Source organism: Kitasatospora sp. NPDC056076, from assembly GCF_042266305.1.
Lineage (GTDB): Bacteria > Actinomycetota > Actinomycetes > Streptomycetales > Streptomycetaceae > Kitasatospora.
The window spans coordinates 100,473-118,883 of the sequence record NZ_JBHJWG010000012.1 but is presented as its reverse complement, the minus strand read 5'-3'; the positions used below and the strand labels follow the sequence as shown (position 1 = coordinate 118,883).

The following is an 18,411-nucleotide window of genomic DNA, read 5'->3' as shown; positions in this document are numbered from 1 at the left end:
TGGACGGTCGGTCAACGGCGCGCCGACCCGGAGACGGGCACCGGCTCGCTCCCGTCGCGCTGCCGGCGCTGCTCCTTGCGCTGCTGCACCTGGAGACCGGCGGTGGCGGCCACCGCGAGCACCATCACGGCGATGCCGTACACCGTCGCGGTGGACTTCAACCCGATGTGGCCCACGGCCACCCCGGCGGCGACGGCCGGCAGGCTGAACCCCAGGTAGCAGACGACGTACATGCTGGCGATCAGTTCGGCGCGGACCTCCGGTCCGGCCAGCGGCCCGACGGTCTGGAAGGCGCTCAGGAAGCCCGTCCCGAAGCCGTACCCGGCGATCACCGTGCCGACGAAGAACAGCGGGGTGGAGGCCGTGGCCAGGGCGCCCAGGGTGGCGCCGACCCCGACGAAGAAGGCCACGAAGCCGAGGGTCATGGTCTGCCGCGGCGGGTGGTTGCGGCGCAGCAGCGAGCCGACCGCCCCCGTCCCGGTCAGCGCGAAGATGACCAGGCCGCCGATGACGTGGTTGGAGATGTGCAGGATGCCGGCCGCGATCGACGGGCCGAGCGACATGTAGAGGCCGCCCAGCGCCCAGACCGCGAACAGGCAGGGCACCACCACCAGGAACATCGGCCTGGCCTCGCGCGGGATGCCCGTCCGCGGCATCAGCGAGGCCACCGCGCCCGGCCGGCGCGGCGAGGTCTCGGCGAGCGCGGGGACGCCCAGCGCGCAGAGCACGAAGGCCGCGAGCAGCAGGGCGTACACCAGGGTCTGCGGGTGCGGCGCGTACTGGACCAGCAGGCCCGCGCCGAGCGCGCCCAGCGCCAGGCCGACGATCGGCGCGGCGCTGTTGACCAGCGGGCCGAGCCGGGGCCGGTGCTGCGGGGCGAGGTCCAGCATCGCGGCGCTGGTCGCCCCGGTCGCGGCGCCGGTGGCCAGGCCCTGGGCGATCCGGGCGGCCATCAGCCAGGCGACGCCGTCGGCGCGGATGAACAGCGCCATGCTGGCCACCTCGACGACGAGCGCGCCGAGCAGCACCGGCTTGCGGCCGATGTAGTCGGACAGTCCGCCGACCACGAGCAGCGCGACCAGCAGCGCGATCGCGTAGGCCGCGAACACCTCGGTCAGGGTGATCGAGGAGAAGCCCCACTTCGCCTGGTAGACCACGTAGAGCGGGGACGGCGCGCTGGAGGCGAACAGCAGCAGGCACTGGGTGGTGGCGATCAGCCAGAACGCCACCGGGCCGTGCAGCCCGCGGGGGCGCACCGCCGGGGAGAGGTGGTCACTCATGCTGGCTCCTTCACGCGTGGTTCTCCTGGTGGCGCCGCAGCACGCGGTCCACCAGCTGTTCGGCGGCACCCAGGTAGCCCTCGGGGGCCAGCAGGTCCTGGACGGTGACGCCGGCCGGCAGTTTGGCCACCAGGTCCGAGCGGGCCTCCATCACCTCGGTGAACGAGGCGGTGCCGGAGGCGGACCGGCGGGCGCACTCGGCCAGCAGCTTCTTCGCCTCGGCCTTTCCCAGCAGCGGGGCGAGGGCGACGTTCAGCCGCTCGGAGACGATCGAGCCGCCGGTGAGCGCCAGGTTCTCCCGCATCCGCTCCGGGAAGACCTCCAGGCCCTCGGCGAGCTCCACGGCCGTGTAGGCCGCGCCCGAGGCCAGCCGCAGCGCCTCGCGCAGCGGCTGCCACTCGGCGTGCCAGGCGCCGGGCGCCCGCTCGTCCTCGGCCACCATGCTCTGGGCCAGGATCAGCGCGTGGGCGGGCAGTTGACGCGCGGCCGCCATGATGAGGGTGGCCAGCACCGGGTTGCGCTTCTGGGGCATCGCCGAGGAGACGCCGCGGCCCGCGGCGGCCGGTTCGGCGACCTCGCCGACCTCGGTGCGGGACATCCCCTGGACGTCCAGGGCGAACTTCCCCAGCGTCCCGGTGACGGAACTGAGCACCCAGCCGAGGTCGTTCAGCGGGACGCGCAGGCTGTGCCAGGGGGCGGAGGGCTCGCGCAGGCCGAGTTCGGCGGCGAAGCGCGCCGCGAGCTCGATCCCGTGGCCGGGCCGGTCGGCCGGGGTGGCCCTGGCGTACTCCTGGTAGGCCGCCATCGTGCCGGCCGCGCCGCCCAGTTGGGCCGGCAGCAGGGCGGCGGTGCGGTCGACCCGCTCGAGGGTGTCCAGCACCGAGTCCAGCCAGCCGGCCGCCTTCAACCCGAAGGTGGTGGGCACGGCGTGCTGGGCCAGGGTGCGGGCGGCCATCGGGGTGGTGCGGTGCTCGTCGGCGAGCTTCGCCAGCGCCGCGGCCACCCGGGAGAGGTTCTGCCGGATGTCCGCCAGCACTCTCGCGCCGAGCAGCATCGCGGCCGAGTCCAGGATGTCCTGGCTGGTGCTGCCGAGGTGCACGTACCCGGCGGCGGCGGGGTCGACGGCGGCGACCGCCGCCGTCAGTTCCCGGACCAGGACGACGACCGGGTTGGCGGCGCCGCGGGCCTCGGCGGCCAGCTCGGCGACGTCGATCCGGGCTCTCGCGGCGCCCTCGGCGATCGCTCCCGCCGTGTCGGCGGGTATCACGCCGAGGGACGCCTGGGCACGGGCCAGCGCGACCTCGGTCTCCAGCATCGCGGCGACCCATGCCTCGTCGCCCAGGGTTCGGAGCGCGTCGGTGCCCGCCCAGACCGGTGAGAGCAGTCCGGCGTCGACGCTCACCGGTGCGCGGTCACTGCCGCTCGGTCGGCGTACGGTCGAATCGGACGCGGCCTGTTCGGGCACTGCGCGGTCCTCCTTCTGGATGGTTCAACTCAGGACTTTCTCAAGGGACTTGTCGGTACGACCGGCGGCCGGGGCCACCGGGTGGTGCGGTGGAGCCCGGCGCTCAGAGGGTGACCCGCACCCGCGCCGCCGACGGCGAGCGCTGGCCCGGTTCGGCCGACAGGCAGGCCCGGGCGATCGCGTCGGCGTCGCCGAGGATCACCGAGTCGACCCCGGGCCGGATCCCGGCCGCGGTCGCCCAGTGCACCGTCTCGGTCGGCACCCCGAAGGCGTAGCGGTACGGGTGCACCCGGCCCGCCGCGTCGACCAGCCGGTACGGGCGCTCGGTGACCGTCAGCCCGCCGGTCTCGACGTGCCCGTCGGTGCCGGTGGGGATCAGGTACGGCCGGCAGGCCCGGCGGTCCACCAGGTTGCGGACCAGCGGGTCCTCGGTGGTCCGGATGTCCACCTCGGGCAGCCGCGCCTCGATCAGCGCGGTCACCTCGACCTCCCCGCCCGGGACGGACGTGGAGTCGACGGTGAACCCGGCCCCCGCCGGTGCGGGCGTGACCCGCATGCCGGGGGCGAGCATGGTCACCACGCCCGCCTCGACCAGGGCGATCAGCTCCTCGATCCGTCTGGGCGGCGGACCGATCGAGACGTAGGCGTTGAGCGGGGTGTACCAGGACTGCAGCTCGTCGCGGTAGGACTCGCCGGTGATCCCGGCGTGGTCGACCAGCAGGCGGACCTCGTTGCGCAGGTCGCGCATGACGTCCAGGGCCGCTTTCAGCGCCCCGCCGACGTTGCCGCGCCGGGCCTCCACCAGGTCCTGCCGCAGGTGGCCGAGCAGCCAGTCCTGGAACTCGACCCGGCCGAGGAACTTGCGCTCCCCGTACGGCCGGGCGATCGCGTCCCAGTCCCAGCGGTCGGCCGGCCCGAGGCCGAACCGGCCGAGCAGCTCCTCGTCGTCCGCGCCCGGCAACCGGTCGCCGTACTCCCGCAGGAAGGCGTCGGCCTGCTCGCCGCCGCGCCGCTCGGAGATCAGCGCGTGGTAGTAGACCCCGGTGACCTCGCGGTCGACCAGCGGCCAGATGTGCCGGGTGAACTCGACCTCCGCGCCCAGCCGGCGCTGCTCGCGCAGCACGTTGATCCGTTCCATGGTGCGGGAGCCCGGCCAGTGGCGGCCGAAGGCGCCCTTCTGGTTCTCGCCGCGCGCGTGGTACGGGATGCCGCGCCGGGAGCCGGCGTACATCAACGGCTCCCGGCCGGACGGGCGGTAGCGCAGCCGCTCGCCCTCCCGGACGAAGGTGCCGCCGCGGCCGGCGGTCAGCAGCGTCAGGTAGTCGAAGAAGTTGAGCCCCAGTCCCCGCAGCGCGACCGGCTGGCCGGGGGCGACGAAGTCCAGGTCCGCCTCGGCCGGGTTGGTCGGCGGCAGGTAGCCGAGGCCCTGGGCCCGGGCGTAGCCCTCCAGGCCCAGTTCGCCGGCGCTCGGCGGCATGTCCAGGTGCCCCTGGGCCAGGACGACGCTGTCCAGCAGCAGTCCGCTGCCGTCGTCCAGGGTGACGATCTGCGAACCGTCCTCGGCCTCGGTCAGGCTGACCGCGGTGTTGCGGTGCAGCCGGATCGAGACGTGGTCGGGGGCCGTGCTGATCAGGCGGTCGAGCACCCAGACCAGGTAGTGGCCGTAGAAGGCCCGGGAGGGGTAGGAGTCCGGGCCGAGCTCCGCGGCCTCCTCGCTCACCCACCCCGGGTACTCGAGGGGCTCCAGCTCGATGTCCAGCTTCGCCCACTCATACAGGCTCGGTCCCGGACGTATCGGGCCTTCGCAGGTGACGCTCGGGTCGGTGAACATGGTGACCTGCGACGCCACCGTGTTCATCAGCAGTTCGGTCGGCTGCGTGATGTCCCAGACCCGACCGCCGCTGCCGACGAACGGATCCACCACGTGGATCACGACCGGGTGGCCGCCCTCCGTCGCGTTGACGGTTAACCGTTCCACGACGGAGAGCCCCCGGGGACCGGCGCCGATGACGCCGATCACACGTGTCTGCTTCTCTCCTGACATAGCTCTTCCTGGTAGCCGTGAAGGAGTGGAGGTGGAGCCGGACTACTGCTGGGCGGCATCGGCCGTCAGCGCGGTGGCGTAGCGGGTGCGCAGCTCGCGCTTGAGCACCTTGCCGGTGGGGCCGGTCGGGAAGTCGCCCTCCTGCTCGGCCACGAAGACCGCGGCCAGCTCGGCCAGGCCGGCCGCCGCCATGGCCTTGTTCGCCGCGTCGAGGATCTTGGCCGGGTCGGTGCCGAGCGCGCCCTGCTGGAGCCGGACCACGGCGATCGGCTGCTGGCCGTCACCGAGCGCGCCGGGCACGCCGATGACCGAACAGTCCATCACCAGGTCCTCGCAGTCGGCGATCAGCACCTCCTCCAGCGGGAGGCTGTAGACCGGGCCCGCGGCGGTGTTGATCACGTCGACCGTGCGGTCCAGGTGGTAGAACCGGCCGTCCTCGGTGCGGCGGGCGATGTCGCCGGTCAGCCAGTAGCCGGCCAGCTCGAAGCTGCTGGTCAGCTCCGGGTCGTTCCAGTAACCGGGGGTGCGGGACGGGGTCTTGACCGCGAGGTAGCCGACCGTGCCGTCCGGCACCTCGTTGCCGTCGTCGTCCAGGACGGCGGCGTGCTCGACCACCTCGACCGGCAGGCCGACGCAGCGGTCGTCGCGGGGCGTCTCCGGGGTGGTGACCTGGCCGAACAGCGCCATGCCCATCTCGGAGGAGCCCAGGCCGTCGACGAACCGGGAGCCGGGCAGCACTGCCTGGCCGGCGGCGCCCTCGGGGAGCAGCCAGGGCTGGATCAGGCCGGAGGGGCGCTCACCGAGCCGCACCAGCCGGCGGATGTGGCCGAAGTGCGCCGAGTCGCCGGTGTTGAACCAGGTGTGCACCTTGGCGGCGGCCTCCACCGGGGCCTCGCCGGTGGCGAGTTCGACGAAGGTGCGGGCGAACGAGGCGACCATGGTGGGCTGGAAGGCCTTCATCACCGGCTCCACCGCGGTGCGCCGCCAGTCGCCCATGGTCAGGGTGGGCAGGCCCAGCAGGATCGTGGTGAGCAGGTAGCTGAGACCGCCGGCGTGGGTGTGCGGCATCAGCGACAGCAGCCGGTCGTACGGCTCGGCCGGGAAGCGCACCATGCGCGTCTCCTTGCCGACCCAGAACTGGCGGTGGGCCACCATGGTGGACTTGGGGGTGCCGGTGGTGCCGGAGGAGTGGATCAGCCCCACCACGTCCTCGGCGGCGTGCCGGAACGGGTAGACGTCCGGGAGCGTGCCCGACTCGGGGTCGTGCGCGCGGATCTCCGCGGACGGCACGATGAACCGGGGCCGCGGCTGCCCGGGCTTGTAGGCCGCCGAGATCAGCCGCGGGTCGTCCGCGACCAGGCCGACCACGCCGACGTGGTCCAGGTAGCGCTTGGCCGTCGCGATCGGCATCGCGTCGTTGACCAGCGCCGGGACGGCGCCGAGCGCGGTGAGCGCCAGGAAGTGCAGGATCGGCTGGAGGCCCTCGGCGATGTAGAGCGCGACCGGCTCGCCGGGCCGCACGCCGTTCGCCCAGTACCAGCGGGCGTACTGGTCGCGGATGGCCGCCAGCTCGTTCAGGCTGTACCCGCGCAGCGCGACCTGCCCGCGCTCGTCCGTCCGGTGGCTGTAGACCAGCGGCACGTCGGTGTTCGGGTTGTACTTGAGGGCGTACTCCAGGAAGTTGCCGGCCCCCAGGTCGGGATCGACCAGGAACTTCTGCCGCACCGGGAGCGGCGCGATGGGGCTGAGGTCACTCATGGGAGCTCCTGGTGCTCGGGACGGTTTCCGACACTGCGACGTGGGAGCGCCACCACTCGCGCCCCGCCTCGCCGAGGGTCTGGATCGGGTCGTAGTACTCGTACGACTTGGCGAGCGCGTACGGGTCGTCCTGTTCCAGTGAGGTCACGTAGTTCTTGGACCAGTACGAGATGCCGCGCTCACGGTCGTAGTGCTCGGTCTGGTGCACCCAGCGCTTGCCGACGAACGGCACGTCGCAGACCAGCCGGGGCGTGGCGAAGCCCGGCAGGTACCCCATGACCGCCTGCTGCAACGCCTGGGTCTCCCACAGGGCGAGGCGCCAGTGCTCGGCGTTCGGGATCATGTCGCAGAGGTAGAAGTAGTACGGCATCACCCCGGCGCCGTCGAGCAGCGCGAAGCACAGGTCGAGCAGCGACTCGGGGGTGTCGTTGACCCCGCGCAGCATGACGCCCTGGTTGCGCACGTCGCGCACGCCGAGGTCGAGCATGCTCCGGGCGGCCCGCGCGTTCAGCGGGGTCACCTGCTGCGCGGAGTTGGTGTGGGTGTGCACGGCCAGGCTGACGCCGCGCTCGCGCGCGGTGGCGGCCAGCCGGCCCATGGTGCGCTGGGCGTCGTCGCTGAGCCAGTGCTGCGGCAGGTCCATCAGCGCCTTGGAGGCCAGCCGGATGTCCCGGATGTGGTCCAGCTCCAGCAGCGCCGAGACGAAGGACTCCAGCCGGGGCCACGGCACGTTGGCCACGTCGCCGCCGGAGACCACCACGTCGCGGACGGACGGCGTCCGGCGCAGGTAGTCCAGCATGGCGTCGTGGCGGTCGGCCTGCTTGACCGTGAACTTCAACTTGAGGATCTGCGGCGTCGAGTTGCCGACCAGGTCCATCCGGGTGCAGTGCCCGCAGTACTGGGGGCAGGTGGAGACCAACTCGGCCAGCACCTTGGTCGGGTAACGGTGGGTCAGTCCCTCGACCACCCACATCTCCGCCTCGTGCAGCGAGTCCCGCGAGGCGTAGGGGTGCGAGGGCCACTCCGGGTCCCGGTCGGAGAACACCGGCAGCATGTGCCGGCGCACCGGGTCCGCGTACATGCTCTCGGCGTCCGGTTCGGCGTGCGGCACCATCATGCTGAGCACGTACGGCGGCAGCAGCAGCGACATGGTCGCCCGCTCCGCCTGGTCGCGCTCCACGTCGAGGTAGAACTCCTCGGACAGCAGGTCGCCGTAGGCCGCCCGGAGCTGGCGGACGTTCTTCACGCAGTGCACACGCTGCCACTGCGGATCGTGCCACTCCTGCTCGGTCACCTCGCGCCAACCGGGGATCCTCCGCCAGTCGGGCTCCACCAGGGCTCTGTACCGATATGAGTAAGGCTGTTGCAACACACTTCCCCCGCAACATCGGTGTAGTGGGAAAAACCGGCGCGGTCGTGACATGGGAAGGAGCGGCCCGAAGCCGCCCGTCGGAAATCCCGTCAGGAAAGTGAGTGAAAGTCGCTCGGAGCCGAGGAGATACGGCTCGCTCAATCCCCCGTGTCACGGCACAGCTCGGTGCCTTGCCGGGATTGATCCTGCGCCGTCCGGGAGCGGCGATCAAGCACGATTCCCGAATCGATCCATCAGCCCACCAGATCGTTGCAGGTCAGTGGTTCTGCGCCGCTCCCCCCTCCGTGAGCGACAGCACATACTGTTCACATTCGCCCACTCCCGCCCTCCCGGGGAGCTCCTGACGGGCAGTGCGGCCGCCGCCACCGGGTGGCCTACCCGTTCGGGTACCCCCGTAGTACAGCCCGCCCGGGCGCACCACCGACCTGCCCGAACACGCCTGTTCCGCGCCGTCGGCGACCAGAAGACTCCAGGTGTCAGGTCAACGGCTGGCCGCCGGGTTCGGCGGGGCGGTGAGGAGAGGGCGGCATGGTGACTGCGGGCGGGGCCTGGTGGTCGGACGCGGGCGGCTACGTGCCCGAGGTACTGGAGGCGCTGGCGGCGCACCCCGACAAGGTGGTGCTGCGCTACCCGGGTACGGAACTGACCGCGGCGGACTACCTGCGGGCCGTCACCGGCACCTACCGCACCCTGCGGGCGAACGGCGTCGGGCGCGGCACCGTGGTCGCCGTGCTCACCGCGCCCAACAGCCCGGACATGCTCGGCGTGCGGCACGCCGCCCACCTGGCCGGCGCCGCGGTCTGCTACCTGCGCTCCACCAACCCGGGCACCAGCACGGCCATGCTGCCGCTCGCCGACCAGCTCGGCATCGTGCGGGACACGGGCGCGAGCGTGCTGTACGCCGACCGGACCAGCGCGGCGCGGGCCGCCGAACTGGCCGAGCGCTCCGGCGCGGTCCTGGTCGGCCCCGGACAGGACGGGTCCGCCGGGACGGCGCCCACCGACGACCCCGGGGCCGTCGCCCCGGCGTGCGGGGAGCCCGACGACCTGGCGGTCATCATGTTCACCAGCGGCAGCACCGGTCGCCCCAAGGGGATCCGCAAGTCGCTGCGGTCCTGGGAGGGCACCGTGCGGATCGCGGTCGACACCCCCAGGGAGGCCCCCGAGATCACGGCGCTGTTCAGCACCCCGCTGAGCCACAGCGCCGGACTCCTGGTCGACGGCGCCCTGGCGGTGGGCGGCAGCGTCGTGCTGCTGCCGGAGTTCGACGCGCGGCAAGTGGTGCGCGCCGTCGTCGAGCACCGCGTCACCCGCACCTTCATGGCCACCACCCAGCTGTACCGGCTGCTCGACCACATCGACGACCTGGGCCACCGCGACGCCTGGTCGGCCGGACTGGCCGGCCTGCGGAGCCTGAGCTACAGCGGGACGTCGGCGGCGCCCAGCCGCCTCGCCGCCGCGCACGAGGTGTTCGGCCCGATCCTGCTGCAGCTCTACGGCACCACGGAGAGCGGCCGGATCAGCTACCTCGACCCGGCCGGGCACGCCGACGCCGGCCTGGCCGCCACGGTCGGCCGGGTCTTCCCCGAGGTCGAGCTGGAGGTGTGGGACCCGGACACCGGGGTGCGGCTGGCCGACGGCCAGGTCGGCGAGATCCGGATGCGCTCCCCGCAGCTCATGGACGGCTACCTCGACCCGGCCCTGGACGCCGGCGTGCTGCGCGACGGCTGGTACCGCACCGGCGACATCGGCTACCGCGACGACCGCGGCCACCTCCACCTGCTCGACCGGGTCTCCGACGTGGTCAAGGTCGACGGGGTGAAGATCTACCCGGCCGTGGTCGAACGCGAGTTGCTGACCGTCCCCGGCGTCGCCCTCGCGGCCGTCTACGGAGTGCGCGACGCCGACGGCACCGAGCACCTCCACGCCGCCCTGACCTGCCGCCCCGGCACGCCCGTCGACCCCGAGGCGGTGCGCAAGCACATCAGCGCCGACCTCTCGCCGGCCCTGGCCCCCGAGCTGGTCCTGGTGCTCGACGAACTCCCCATGAACCCGACCGGCAAGCCCGACAAGGCGCGGCTGCGCGAGTACAGCGCCGCCGCCACCGCCTGAGGCACCGCGCCGGCCCGACTCCCGTACCGGTCAACTCCCCTACTGATCAAGCCACTTTCACGTCGTGTCGAACGAGAGGAACTCCCATGCCCCGGCACCTCGACTACTTCACCCAGCAGCTCACCGAGGAGCAGCGCCGCACCCGCACCTTCCTGGAGATCGGCCGCCGCGCCGGCAACTTCCCCAGCGCCATCGCCCGCACCGCGGACGAGGAGAACGAGATCACCGTCTGGTGCAGCAACGACTACCTCGGGATGGGACAGCACCCCTCCGTCCTGGCCGCCGTCCACGACGCCGTGGCCCGGTTCGGCGCCGGCTCCGGCGGCTCCCGCAACATCGGCGGCACCAACCACCGCCACGTGGAGCTGGAGCGCGAACTCGCGGACTGGCACCGCAAGGACGCGGCGCTGCTCTTCGCCTCCGGCTACACCGCCAACGACGGCGCGCTCGCGGTGATCGCGGGCAACCCCAAGGGCACCGTCGTCTTCTCCGACGAGCTGAACCACGCGTCGATGATCGACGGCCTGCGGCGCAGCGGCGCCCAGAAGCGCATCTTCCGCCACAACGACGTCGCGCACCTGGCCGAACTCCTCGCGGCCACCGACCCGGAGGCGCCCAAGCTGATCGTGCTGGAGTCGGTGTACTCCATGTCCGGTGACGTGGCGCCGCTCGCCGAGATCGCCGACCTGGCCGAGCAGTACGGCGCGACCACCTTCCTCGACGAGGTGCACGCCATCGGCATGTACGGCCCCGAGGGCGCGGGCATCGCCGCCCGTGAGGGCATCGCCCACCGGTTCGACGTCATCATGGGCACCCTCGCCAAGGGCCTCGGCACCGCCGGCGGCTACATCGCCGGGCCGCAGGACCTGGTCGACGCGGTGCGCACGATGTCGCGGGCGTTCGTCTTCACCACCTCGCTGCCGCCCGCGACCGCGGCCGGCGCCCTGGCCGCGGTGCGCCACCTGCGCGGCTCCGACGCCGAGCGGGAGAGCCTGGCCCGCAACGCCCAGCTGCTGCACCGGCTGCTCCAGGAGGCCGACGTGCCGTTCCTGTCGCCCGACTCGCACATCGTCTCGGCGCTGGTCGGCGACGACGCCCTGTGCAAGGAGGCCTCGGCGCTCCTCCTGGACCGGCACAAGCTGTACGTCCAGGCCATCAACGCCCCCAGCGTCCGGGCGGGCGAGGAACTCCTGCGGATCGCCCCGTCGGCGACCCACACGGAGGCCGACGTGGAGAAGTTCGCCGAGGCCCTGGCGGGCATCTGGCAGGAGCTGGGGATCGCCACCGCCTCCGACCGCGCGGCCGGGCACACCACCGCGAAGGAGCTTGTGTGACCCGCTCCCTGGCCGCCGTGCTCGCCGATACGGCGGCACGGCGGCCGGACCGTCCGGCCCTGGTCCAGGACGACACCGTCGTCACCTACGGGCAGCTGTGGGACCGGGCCCGCCAGTACGCCGCGGTACTGCGCCACCACGGCGTCGGCCCCGGCGACCGGGTGGTCCTGCTCCTGCCCAACTCCCCCCGCTTCCCGGCCGCGTACTACGGGGTCCTGGCCCTGGGCGCGGTCGTGGTGCCGATGAACGCGCAGTCCCGCACCGCCGAGGTGGAGTTCGTCCTCAAGGACTGCGACGCGCGCGCCCTGGTCTGCGAGGGCACCGTCGTCGGGCAGGGCGGGCCGGCCGCCTCGGCCGCCGGGATCGCGCTGTTCACCGTGGCGGACGACCGCTCCGGCGGGATCGACCTGGACGCCCCCCACCCGGGGCGGCCGGTCGACGGGCACGTGGCGGTCGCCCCGGACGACCTGGCGGCGATCCTCTACACCTCGGGCACCACGGGCCGCCCCAAGGGCGCGATGCTCACCCACCGCAACGTCGTCACCAACATCGAGGTGACCGCCGTCTCCCCGTTCGGGGTCCAGGACGACGACGTGCTCTACGGGTGCCTGCCGCTGTCGCACACCTTCGGGCAGGTCTGCGTCATGGGCACCTGCTTCCTGGCCGGCGCCACCCTCGTCCTGGCGCCCCGGTTCGCCGCCGAGCAGGCCCTCCAGGAGATGGCGCGCCACGGCTGCACCGTCTTCATGGGCGTGCCGACCATGTACCACGCGCTGCTGGAGGCGGTGGCCGCGGGCGCGCCCGCGCACCGGCTGCGGCGCGCCTACAGCGGCGGATCCGCCCTGGCCGTGCCCGTCCTCAACCAGGTGCGGACCGTCCTCGGCTGCGAAGTGTACGAGGGGTACGGCCTGACCGAGACCTCGCCCTGCGTCTCGTACAACCACCCGGGGACGCCGCCGCGGCCCGGCACCGTCGGGCTGCCGGTCACCGGTGTGGAGGTGGCCGTCGCCCGCGCCGACCTGGAGGGCCGCGTCGAACTGCTGCCCGTGGGCGAGGTGGGCGAGGTCGTCGTCCGGGGCCACAACGTGATGGCCGGCTACCTCGGCCTGCCGAAGGCCACCGCCGAGGTGCTGGTGGACGGCTGGTTCCGGTCCGGGGACCTCGGGCGCCTGGCGCCGGACGGCTACCTCACGCTGGTGGACCGGAAGAAGGACGTGATCATCCAGGGCGGCTACAACGTCTACCCGCGCGAGGTCGAGGACGTGCTGCTGCGCCACCCGGGCGTCGAGCAGATCGCGGTGGTGGGTGTCCCCGATCCGGCCCGCGGCGAGCAGGTCTGCGCCGTCGTGGTGCGCCGGGACGGCTTCGGCACCGACCCCGAACTCGTCGACAGCCTGGACGAGTTGGCCCGCCGGGAGTTGACCGGCTACAAGCGGCCGCGCCGGGTGGAGTTCGTCGAGCGAATGCCGCTCGGCCCCAGCGGCAAGGTCCTCAAGCGCGAGCTGGTCACGCTGCTGCTGGCTTCGCCAGCAGGCCGAGTTCCATCGCCCTGACCACGGCGAGGGTGCGGTTGGGGCTGTTGAGCTTGGCGAGGATGTTCCCCATCAGCCGCTTGACGCCGTTCTCCGAGATGCCCAGTGCGCGGGCGGCCTGCTTGTTGCTCAGGCCGCCCGCGACCAGTTCCAGGACCTGGGTCTCCCGCGCCGTCAGCGCGACCGCGGGGCCGGGGTCGGCGGGCACCAGCAGGCGCCGCGCCAGGCTCGCCGACACGTGGAAGCGCCCGGCGGACACGTCGGCGACCGCCTCCCGCAGCAGGCTGAGGTGGAGGGCCGACCGGTCCACGAAGCCGTGCACGTGCGGGGCCCAGGCCGGGGTCATCCGTTCCTCGGGGCCGACCAGGACCACCAGCCGCACGTCGTGGTCGCGCAGCCGCCGGGCCGGCGCCGCGTCCGGGGCCTCCGCCAGCTCGGCCGCGGAGGTGAGCAGGAGGTCCGGCGACAGCTTCGGCGCCGCCTCCGCGGCGTCGGCGACGGTCGGGTAGCTGAAGATGCTCGCGATCGACTCCAGGGAGTGCAGCATCCCTTCGAGCCCGTAGCGGTGGATGTCCTTGCGGACCGCCAGGGCCACGGTGAGGCCCGGCGAGGACGGAAGCGTCGGAAGGTGCATGATCTCCTTCTCCTGTGCGTACGAGGGTGGGGCCTCGGGTCGTGCGAGGGTGGCCGCCCCGGACGGGGCGGCCACCCTCCTTGCTTGTCAGGACCGGTCGGTCAGGACCGGCTCGCCCTCGGGCCGGGGAACGGCCGTCGGGACGCTCTGCGGGACGACGGCCGCGGGGGCCTGCTGCCGCACCAACCAGAGGCCGGTGAACACGGCGCTCACCAGGGTGACGACCCCGGCGGTGAGGAACGCGGTGTTCAGACCGCTGCTGTAGGAGGCGCCGTGCTCCTGGCGCGTGCGCACGATGGCGCCGAGCACCGCGACCCCGAAGACCGCGCCGATCTGCCGCGTGGTGCTGCTGATCCCCGAGGCGAGGCCGCCCTCCTGGACACTGACCGAGGAGATGGCCGCCCCGGTCAGCGGGGACATGGTGAGGCCGAAGCCGACACCGGTGACCGCCAGGCGCCACCACACGTTCAGGTACGGCGTGTCCGTGTGCACGGCGGCCATCGTCACCAGCCCGGCCCCGGCCAGGACCAGGCCCACGGTGACGACGCTGCGGAAGCCGAACCGCGCGGCGATCCGGGCGGCGTACGGGCTGCACACCACCATCGCGAGCGTGCACGGCAGCGTCTCCATCGCCGAGCGCAGCACCGAGTGGCCCTGCACGGTGGCGAAGAACTGGGTGAAGAAGAAGCCCGAGCCCATCAGACCGAAGCCGACCACGATCATCGCCGCGTTGGAGACGGTGAACAGCCGCAGCCGGAACAGGCGCAGCGGCAGCATCGGCCTGGCCGAGCGGGCCTCGACGACCAGGAACAGCACCAGCAGGACGACCGACGCGGCGAAGCAGGACAGGATCAGCGGCGCCGTCCAGCCCTTGTCACCGGCCTCGGTGAGTCCGAAGGCCAATGTGCCGACGACCAGGAGCGCCAGCACCTGGCCGGGCACGTCGAGCGGGGGCGCTTCGGGGTTGCGCCGGTCCGGAAGGATGCGCGCCCCCACGATCAGCGTCACCACGCCGATGGGGATGTTGATCAGGAAGATGGCACGCCAGTCGAAGGCCTGGACCAGCAGGCCGCCGGCCGCGGGCCCGACCGCGAGGCCGATGCCGCTGAACGTGGCCCACTGGCCGATCGCCTTCACCCGGTCCCCCGGTGCGGGGTAGCCGGAGGCGAGCAGCGCGAGGCTGGCGGGGCTGAGCGCCGCGGCCCCGATGCCCTGGAGGATGCGGGCGGCCAGCAGCCAGCCGACCGAGGCGGACAGGCAGCACGCCAGCGAGGCGAGCGTGAACACCGCCATGCCGCCCAGGAAGATGCGCTTGCCGCCGAAGCGGTCCGCGAAGACGCCGCCGGCCAGCAGCAGCATCGCCACCGCGAGCACGTAGGCGTTCACGATCCACTGCAGCCCGGTCAGGGTCGTGTCCAGGCGCTTCTGCATGTCCGGCAGCGCCGCGCTGGTGATGGTGTTGTTGAGGAGGACCATGAACTGCCCGATGCAGGTCACGGCGAGTAGGGCGACCCTGTTGTGGGGACGGATCCCGTCGGACACAGGGGTGGCTCCTTATCGAGAGTCGGGGTTCTGGGACGCGGGGAAGGAAGGGTCGGGGTCGGACGGGTGGTCAGTTGCTCGGGTGCTCGGCCGGTCGGGCGGGGGCGGAGCCGGGTCGGTCCGCGCCGTACATCGACTCGATGGCGTCCGCGTGCAGCTCGGCTATCGCCGTCCGGCGCAGGCTGAGCTTCGGCGTCAGCTCACCGCTCTCCGGCGTCCACGGGCCGGGCAGCAGGCGGTACTTCTTGATCTGTTCGACCCGGGCGAGGACGGCGTTGGCCTCGGCGACGGCCTGGTCGAGGGCGGCCCGGACGGCCGGGTGGCGGGCCGGGTCGGCCAGCTCCGCCGCGTCGACCCCGTTGGCCCGCGCCCAGGTGGGCAGGGCGTCCTCGTCCAGGACGAGCAGCGCGGTGACGTACCGTCGGCGGTCGCCGATGGCGGCGGCCTGGCCGATCAACGGGTGGGCGCGCAGCAGGGATTCCAGTCTGGTCGGGGCGATGTTCTTGCCCCCTGCGGTGATGATCAGCTCCTTCTTGCGGTCGGTGATGGTGACCAGGCCGCGGTCGTCCACGGCGCCGACGTCGCCCGTGGGCAGCCAGCCGTCGGCGTCGGTGGCGGGGTCGAGGCCGCCGTCGGCGCGCAGGTAGCCCGCGCACACCACGGGGCCGCGCAGGAACAGTTCGCCGTCGGCACCGGTCCGGATCTCGATACCGGGTCCCGGACGGCCGACCGCGCCGAGCGCGAAGACCTCCGGCGTACTGACGGTGGCGGCCCCAGTGGTTTCGCTGAGCCCCCACACCTCGTAGACGGAGAGCCCGAGCCCGGCCAGGAACTCGAGCACGGCGGTGGGAATGGGCGCCGCGCCGCTGAGGGCACGGTGACAGTCGTCGAGCCCGATGGCGGCTCGCAGCGGCTGCAGCACGACATCGTCCAACTTTTCATACTGGGAAGCAAGTTCGTTCGGGACCGACCGCCCGGCCGACCGCAGCCGGTACACCTCGACGGCGGTCTCCCGCGCCTCGTCGACGGCCGCGGCCTCCGCGGGCGGCAGCGCCGCGAGCCGGGCGCGCGCCGCGACCGCCAGCTTCTCCCACACCCGCGGCACGCCGAAGAGCGCGTGCGGGCGCACCGCCCGCAGGGCGGAGGCCAGTTGGGCCGGGTCGTCGCAGATGGTGACGTGGCCCGCGGTGCAGATCGGCATGTAGATGCCCAGCACCCGCTCGGCGATGTGCGCCAGCGGCAGGTGGGCGATCGTGCGCGGGTGCGCGGGCACGGGGACGAGGCGGTCCTGCATCATCGACTCGTGGATGACGTTGCGGTGCGAGAGCACCACGCCCTTGGGGTCGCCGGTGGTGCCCGAGGTGTAGACGACGGTCAGGGGCGTGTCGGGCGTCGCGGTGTCGGTCAGCTCGTCGAAGGCGCGCTCGTCGGGCAGTTCGCGGGTCAGCTCGGCGTACGTGACGTACCGCGGGTCACCCGCGGGGACGGCCGCCGGCTCCACCAGCACGACCGCGCGCAGCCCCTGCATCTCCGTCAGCACCGGCTGCCAGCGCCGCAGTTGCTCGGCGCCCTCCAGGACCACGACGGTGGCCGCGCTGTGCCGGGCCACGAAGCGCAGCTGTTCGGTGCTCAGCGTGTCGTAGGGGGTGCAGGCCAGCGCGCCGAGGTGGACGGCGGCCAGGTCGGTGATCCAGTGCTCGGGCCGCTTGGACATCGCGATCAGCACCCGCTCGCCGCGGGACAGGCCGAGCCCGGCCAGGCCGTGGGCGAGCGCGGCGGTCTCGGCGCGCAGCTGCGACCAGGTCCGGGTGGTGGCGTCGGGGCCGGTGCCGCCGGTGAGCGCGGGACGGCCGGGGAAGGCGCGGGCGTTGCGGCGCAGCAGCCGGGTGATCGTCAGGTCCCCGGTGTCGACGGACGGTCGGGGCGGTGTCGCCGATGCCACGGCGGGCTCCTTCGGTTGCGGGGGTCGTTGCGGGGTCACTCGGCACCGCCGCGGCCGCGCGGGCGCACCACCAGGGGGAGGCTGCGCGGGTACGGCAGGGAGCTCGTCGCCATCCGGATCCGGGCGCCGGGCGCGATGCGCAGCTGCCAGCGGGCGGCGAGGGTGGCCAGGGCGACGGTCATCGTGGTCGCGGCGAGGTGCTCCCCGATGCAGCGGTGCGCTCCGACGCCCCAGGGGACGTAGGCGCCGGGCGGCGGGGCCTGCTCGGGGTCGGCCGCGGCGCGCTCCGGGTCGAAGCGGTGCGGGTCCGGGTAGACGGCCGGGTTGCGGTGCACGGCGCGCGGGCTGTAGCCGACCTCCGCGCCGGCCGGGACGAGGGTTCCGGCGAGGACGACGTCGTGCCGGGCGCGCCGGGTGGAGAGCATCGGCGCGTGCAGCCGCAGTGTCTCGTCCACGACCTTGCGGGTGTACGAGAGCTCCCTGACCCGGTCGTAGCCGAGCGGCCGACCGTCCAGGACGCGGGCGGCCTCGTCGTGCAGCCGCTGCTGGACCTCGGGCCGGACGGCCGTCTCGAAGACCGCCCAGGTCAGCGTGGTGCTGGTGGTCTCCAGGCCGGCGAAGACCAGGATCAGGGCCTCGCCGCGGATCTCGTGGTCGGTGAAGGGGCGGCCGGTGTCCGGGTGGGTCGCCTTCAGCAGGATGTCGAGCACGTCGGGCACCGGGCCGGGGTTGGCCCGCCGGTCCCGGATCAGCGCGTCGATGACGGCGTGGAAGCGGCCCATGGCGGCCTGGAAGCGCCGGTTGGCGGGGGTGGGCAGGGTCGTCAGGGCCTCGGGGAAGACGGTCCCGGCGAGCAGCTTGCCCGAGATCAGGCTGAGGGTGTGCCGGATGTCGCGCACCACGGCCGGGGCGAGGTCCGCGCCGAACAGGGAGCGCAGCACCACGGCGGCGACGAAGTCGGAGACCTCCTCGTCCGCCCGGACCGGCGTGCCGGGCCGCCAGGCGCCGAAGCGCCGCTGCGCCTCCTCGACGATGGCCCCGGTGTGGTCGCGCACGCTGGTGCGGCTGAACGCGGGCTGGAGGGTGCGCCGCTGGTGCCGGTGGCCCGCGCCGTCGGAGGCGATCGGCGGGTTCCCGAAGTGCCCGGCCAGGACGTCGAAGAAGCGGCCGCGCTCGAAGGCCGCGGTGTCGACCTGGATGCGGTGCACCAGGGCCGGGTCGTTGGCCAGGTACAGGCCGACGGGCCCGAACCCGACCCGCACCAGCGGGTCCCCGGTCCTGGTGGACTCGAAGAAGGACAGCGGCCGGCGCAGCAGTGCGGGCACGTGGCCCAGGACGGGTACCCGGCCGGGGGCCGGCGGGCAGGGGGCGGTGGTGGTCGCTGGCATGGTGCTAC

12 protein-coding genes are annotated in these 18,411 nt (G+C 73.2%); 3 read left to right on the top strand and 9 right to left on the bottom strand.

Annotated elements, in window-relative coordinates; translation table 11 throughout:
* Window positions 1–11 precede the first annotated feature (11 nt).
* The 5 genes from ACFC1T_RS12795 to ACFC1T_RS12775 form a co-directional block, all read right to left on the bottom strand.
* Entirely contained in the window at window positions 12–1,280 is a 1,269-nt protein-coding gene (locus tag ACFC1T_RS12795) for an MFS transporter (RefSeq protein ID WP_375887240.1), read from the bottom strand.
* Between the two features lie 10 nt (window positions 1,281–1,290).
* Window positions 1,291–2,745, bottom strand: coding sequence for an adenylosuccinate lyase family protein (locus ACFC1T_RS12790; RefSeq protein ID WP_375887237.1), 1,455 nt, complete (start codon window positions 2,743–2,745; stop codon window positions 1,291–1,293).
* Between the two features lie 103 nt (window positions 2,746–2,848).
* Window positions 2,849–4,723 carry an FAD/NAD(P)-binding protein gene (locus ACFC1T_RS12785; RefSeq protein ID WP_375887235.1) on the bottom strand — a complete coding sequence of 625 codons (1,875 nt, stop codon included), beginning with the start codon at window positions 4,721–4,723 and terminating at the stop codon, window positions 2,849–2,851.
* Between the two features lie 108 nt (window positions 4,724–4,831).
* The gene (locus tag ACFC1T_RS12780; RefSeq protein WP_375887232.1) at window positions 4,832–6,547 is read right to left on the bottom strand and encodes a class I adenylate-forming enzyme family protein; all 1,716 of its coding nucleotides are present in this window, start codon (window positions 6,545–6,547) and stop codon (window positions 4,832–4,834) included.
* Window positions 6,540–7,880, bottom strand: coding sequence for a KamA family radical SAM protein (locus ACFC1T_RS12775; RefSeq protein WP_375887229.1), 1,341 nt, complete (start codon window positions 7,878–7,880; stop codon window positions 6,540–6,542). The genes ACFC1T_RS12780 and ACFC1T_RS12775 overlap by 8 nt, the downstream gene beginning before the upstream one ends.
* A gap of 567 nt (window positions 7,881–8,447) precedes the next feature.
* Here ACFC1T_RS12775 and ACFC1T_RS12770 point away from each other — a divergent pair.
* The 3 genes from ACFC1T_RS12770 (at window position 8,448) to ACFC1T_RS12760 (ending at window position 12,918) form a co-directional block, all read left to right on the top strand.
* Window positions 8,448–10,031, top strand: coding sequence for a class I adenylate-forming enzyme family protein (locus tag ACFC1T_RS12770; RefSeq protein WP_375887226.1), 1,584 nt, complete (start codon window positions 8,448–8,450; stop codon window positions 10,029–10,031).
* 86 nt (window positions 10,032–10,117) lie between these two features.
* Window positions 10,118–11,365 (top strand): 5-aminolevulinate synthase, encoded by a 1,248-nt coding sequence (gene hemA, locus ACFC1T_RS12765; protein ID WP_375887223.1) that lies wholly within the window; start codon window positions 10,118–10,120, stop codon window positions 11,363–11,365.
* The gene (locus tag ACFC1T_RS12760; protein ID WP_375887220.1) at window positions 11,362–12,918 is read left to right on the top strand and encodes a long-chain fatty acid--CoA ligase; all 1,557 of its coding nucleotides are present in this window, start codon (window positions 11,362–11,364) and stop codon (window positions 12,916–12,918) included. The genes hemA and ACFC1T_RS12760 overlap by 4 nt, the downstream gene beginning before the upstream one ends.
* Here ACFC1T_RS12760 and ACFC1T_RS12755 read toward each other — a convergent pair.
* From ACFC1T_RS12755 to ACFC1T_RS12740, 4 genes are all read right to left on the bottom strand, one after another.
* Window positions 12,872–13,531 (bottom strand): LuxR C-terminal-related transcriptional regulator, encoded by a 660-nt coding sequence (locus tag ACFC1T_RS12755; RefSeq protein ID WP_375887218.1) that lies wholly within the window; start codon window positions 13,529–13,531, stop codon window positions 12,872–12,874. The two genes, ACFC1T_RS12760 and ACFC1T_RS12755, sit on opposite strands and share 47 nt — an antisense overlap.
* Before the next feature lie 87 nt (window positions 13,532–13,618).
* Window positions 13,619–15,007: an MFS transporter gene (locus ACFC1T_RS12750; protein ID WP_375887362.1), complete on the bottom strand. Its 1,389-nt coding sequence runs from the start codon at window positions 15,005–15,007 to the stop codon at window positions 13,619–13,621.
* Window positions 15,008–15,143: 136 nt separating this feature from the next.
* A complete protein-coding gene (locus ACFC1T_RS12745) occupies window positions 15,144–17,015 on the bottom strand; it encodes an AMP-dependent synthetase/ligase (RefSeq protein WP_375887215.1) in 1,872 nt (623 codons plus the stop codon).
* A gap of 35 nt (window positions 17,016–17,050) precedes the next feature.
* Window positions 17,051–18,403: a cytochrome P450 gene (locus tag ACFC1T_RS12740; RefSeq protein ID WP_375887212.1), complete on the bottom strand. Its 1,353-nt coding sequence runs from the start codon at window positions 18,401–18,403 to the stop codon at window positions 17,051–17,053.
* Window positions 18,404–18,411 lie beyond the last annotated feature (8 nt).

Excerpts from the sequence above, each read along its gene's own strand:
- ACFC1T_RS12795 (WP_375887240.1), bottom strand. The coding sequence starts at position 1,280 with ATGAGTGACCACCTCTCCCCGGCGGTGCGCCCCCGCGGGCTGCACGGC.
- ACFC1T_RS12780 (WP_375887232.1), bottom strand. The coding sequence starts at position 6,547 with ATGAGTGACCTCAGCCCCATCGCGCCGCTCCCGGTGCGGCAGAAGTTC.
- ACFC1T_RS12770 (WP_375887226.1), top strand. The coding sequence starts at position 8,448 with ATGGTGACTGCGGGCGGGGCCTGGTGGTCGGACGCGGGCGGCTACGTG.
- hemA (WP_375887223.1), top strand. The coding sequence starts at position 10,118 with ATGCCCCGGCACCTCGACTACTTCACCCAGCAGCTCACCGAGGAGCAG.
- ACFC1T_RS12755 (WP_375887218.1), bottom strand. The coding sequence starts at position 13,531 with ATGCACCTTCCGACGCTTCCGTCCTCGCCGGGCCTCACCGTGGCCCTG.
- ACFC1T_RS12750 (WP_375887362.1), bottom strand. The coding sequence starts at position 15,007 with ATGGTCCTCCTCAACAACACCATCACCAGCGCGGCGCTGCCGGACATG.
- ACFC1T_RS12740 (WP_375887212.1), bottom strand. The coding sequence starts at position 18,403 with ATGCCAGCGACCACCACCGCCCCCTGCCCGCCGGCCCCCGGCCGGGTA.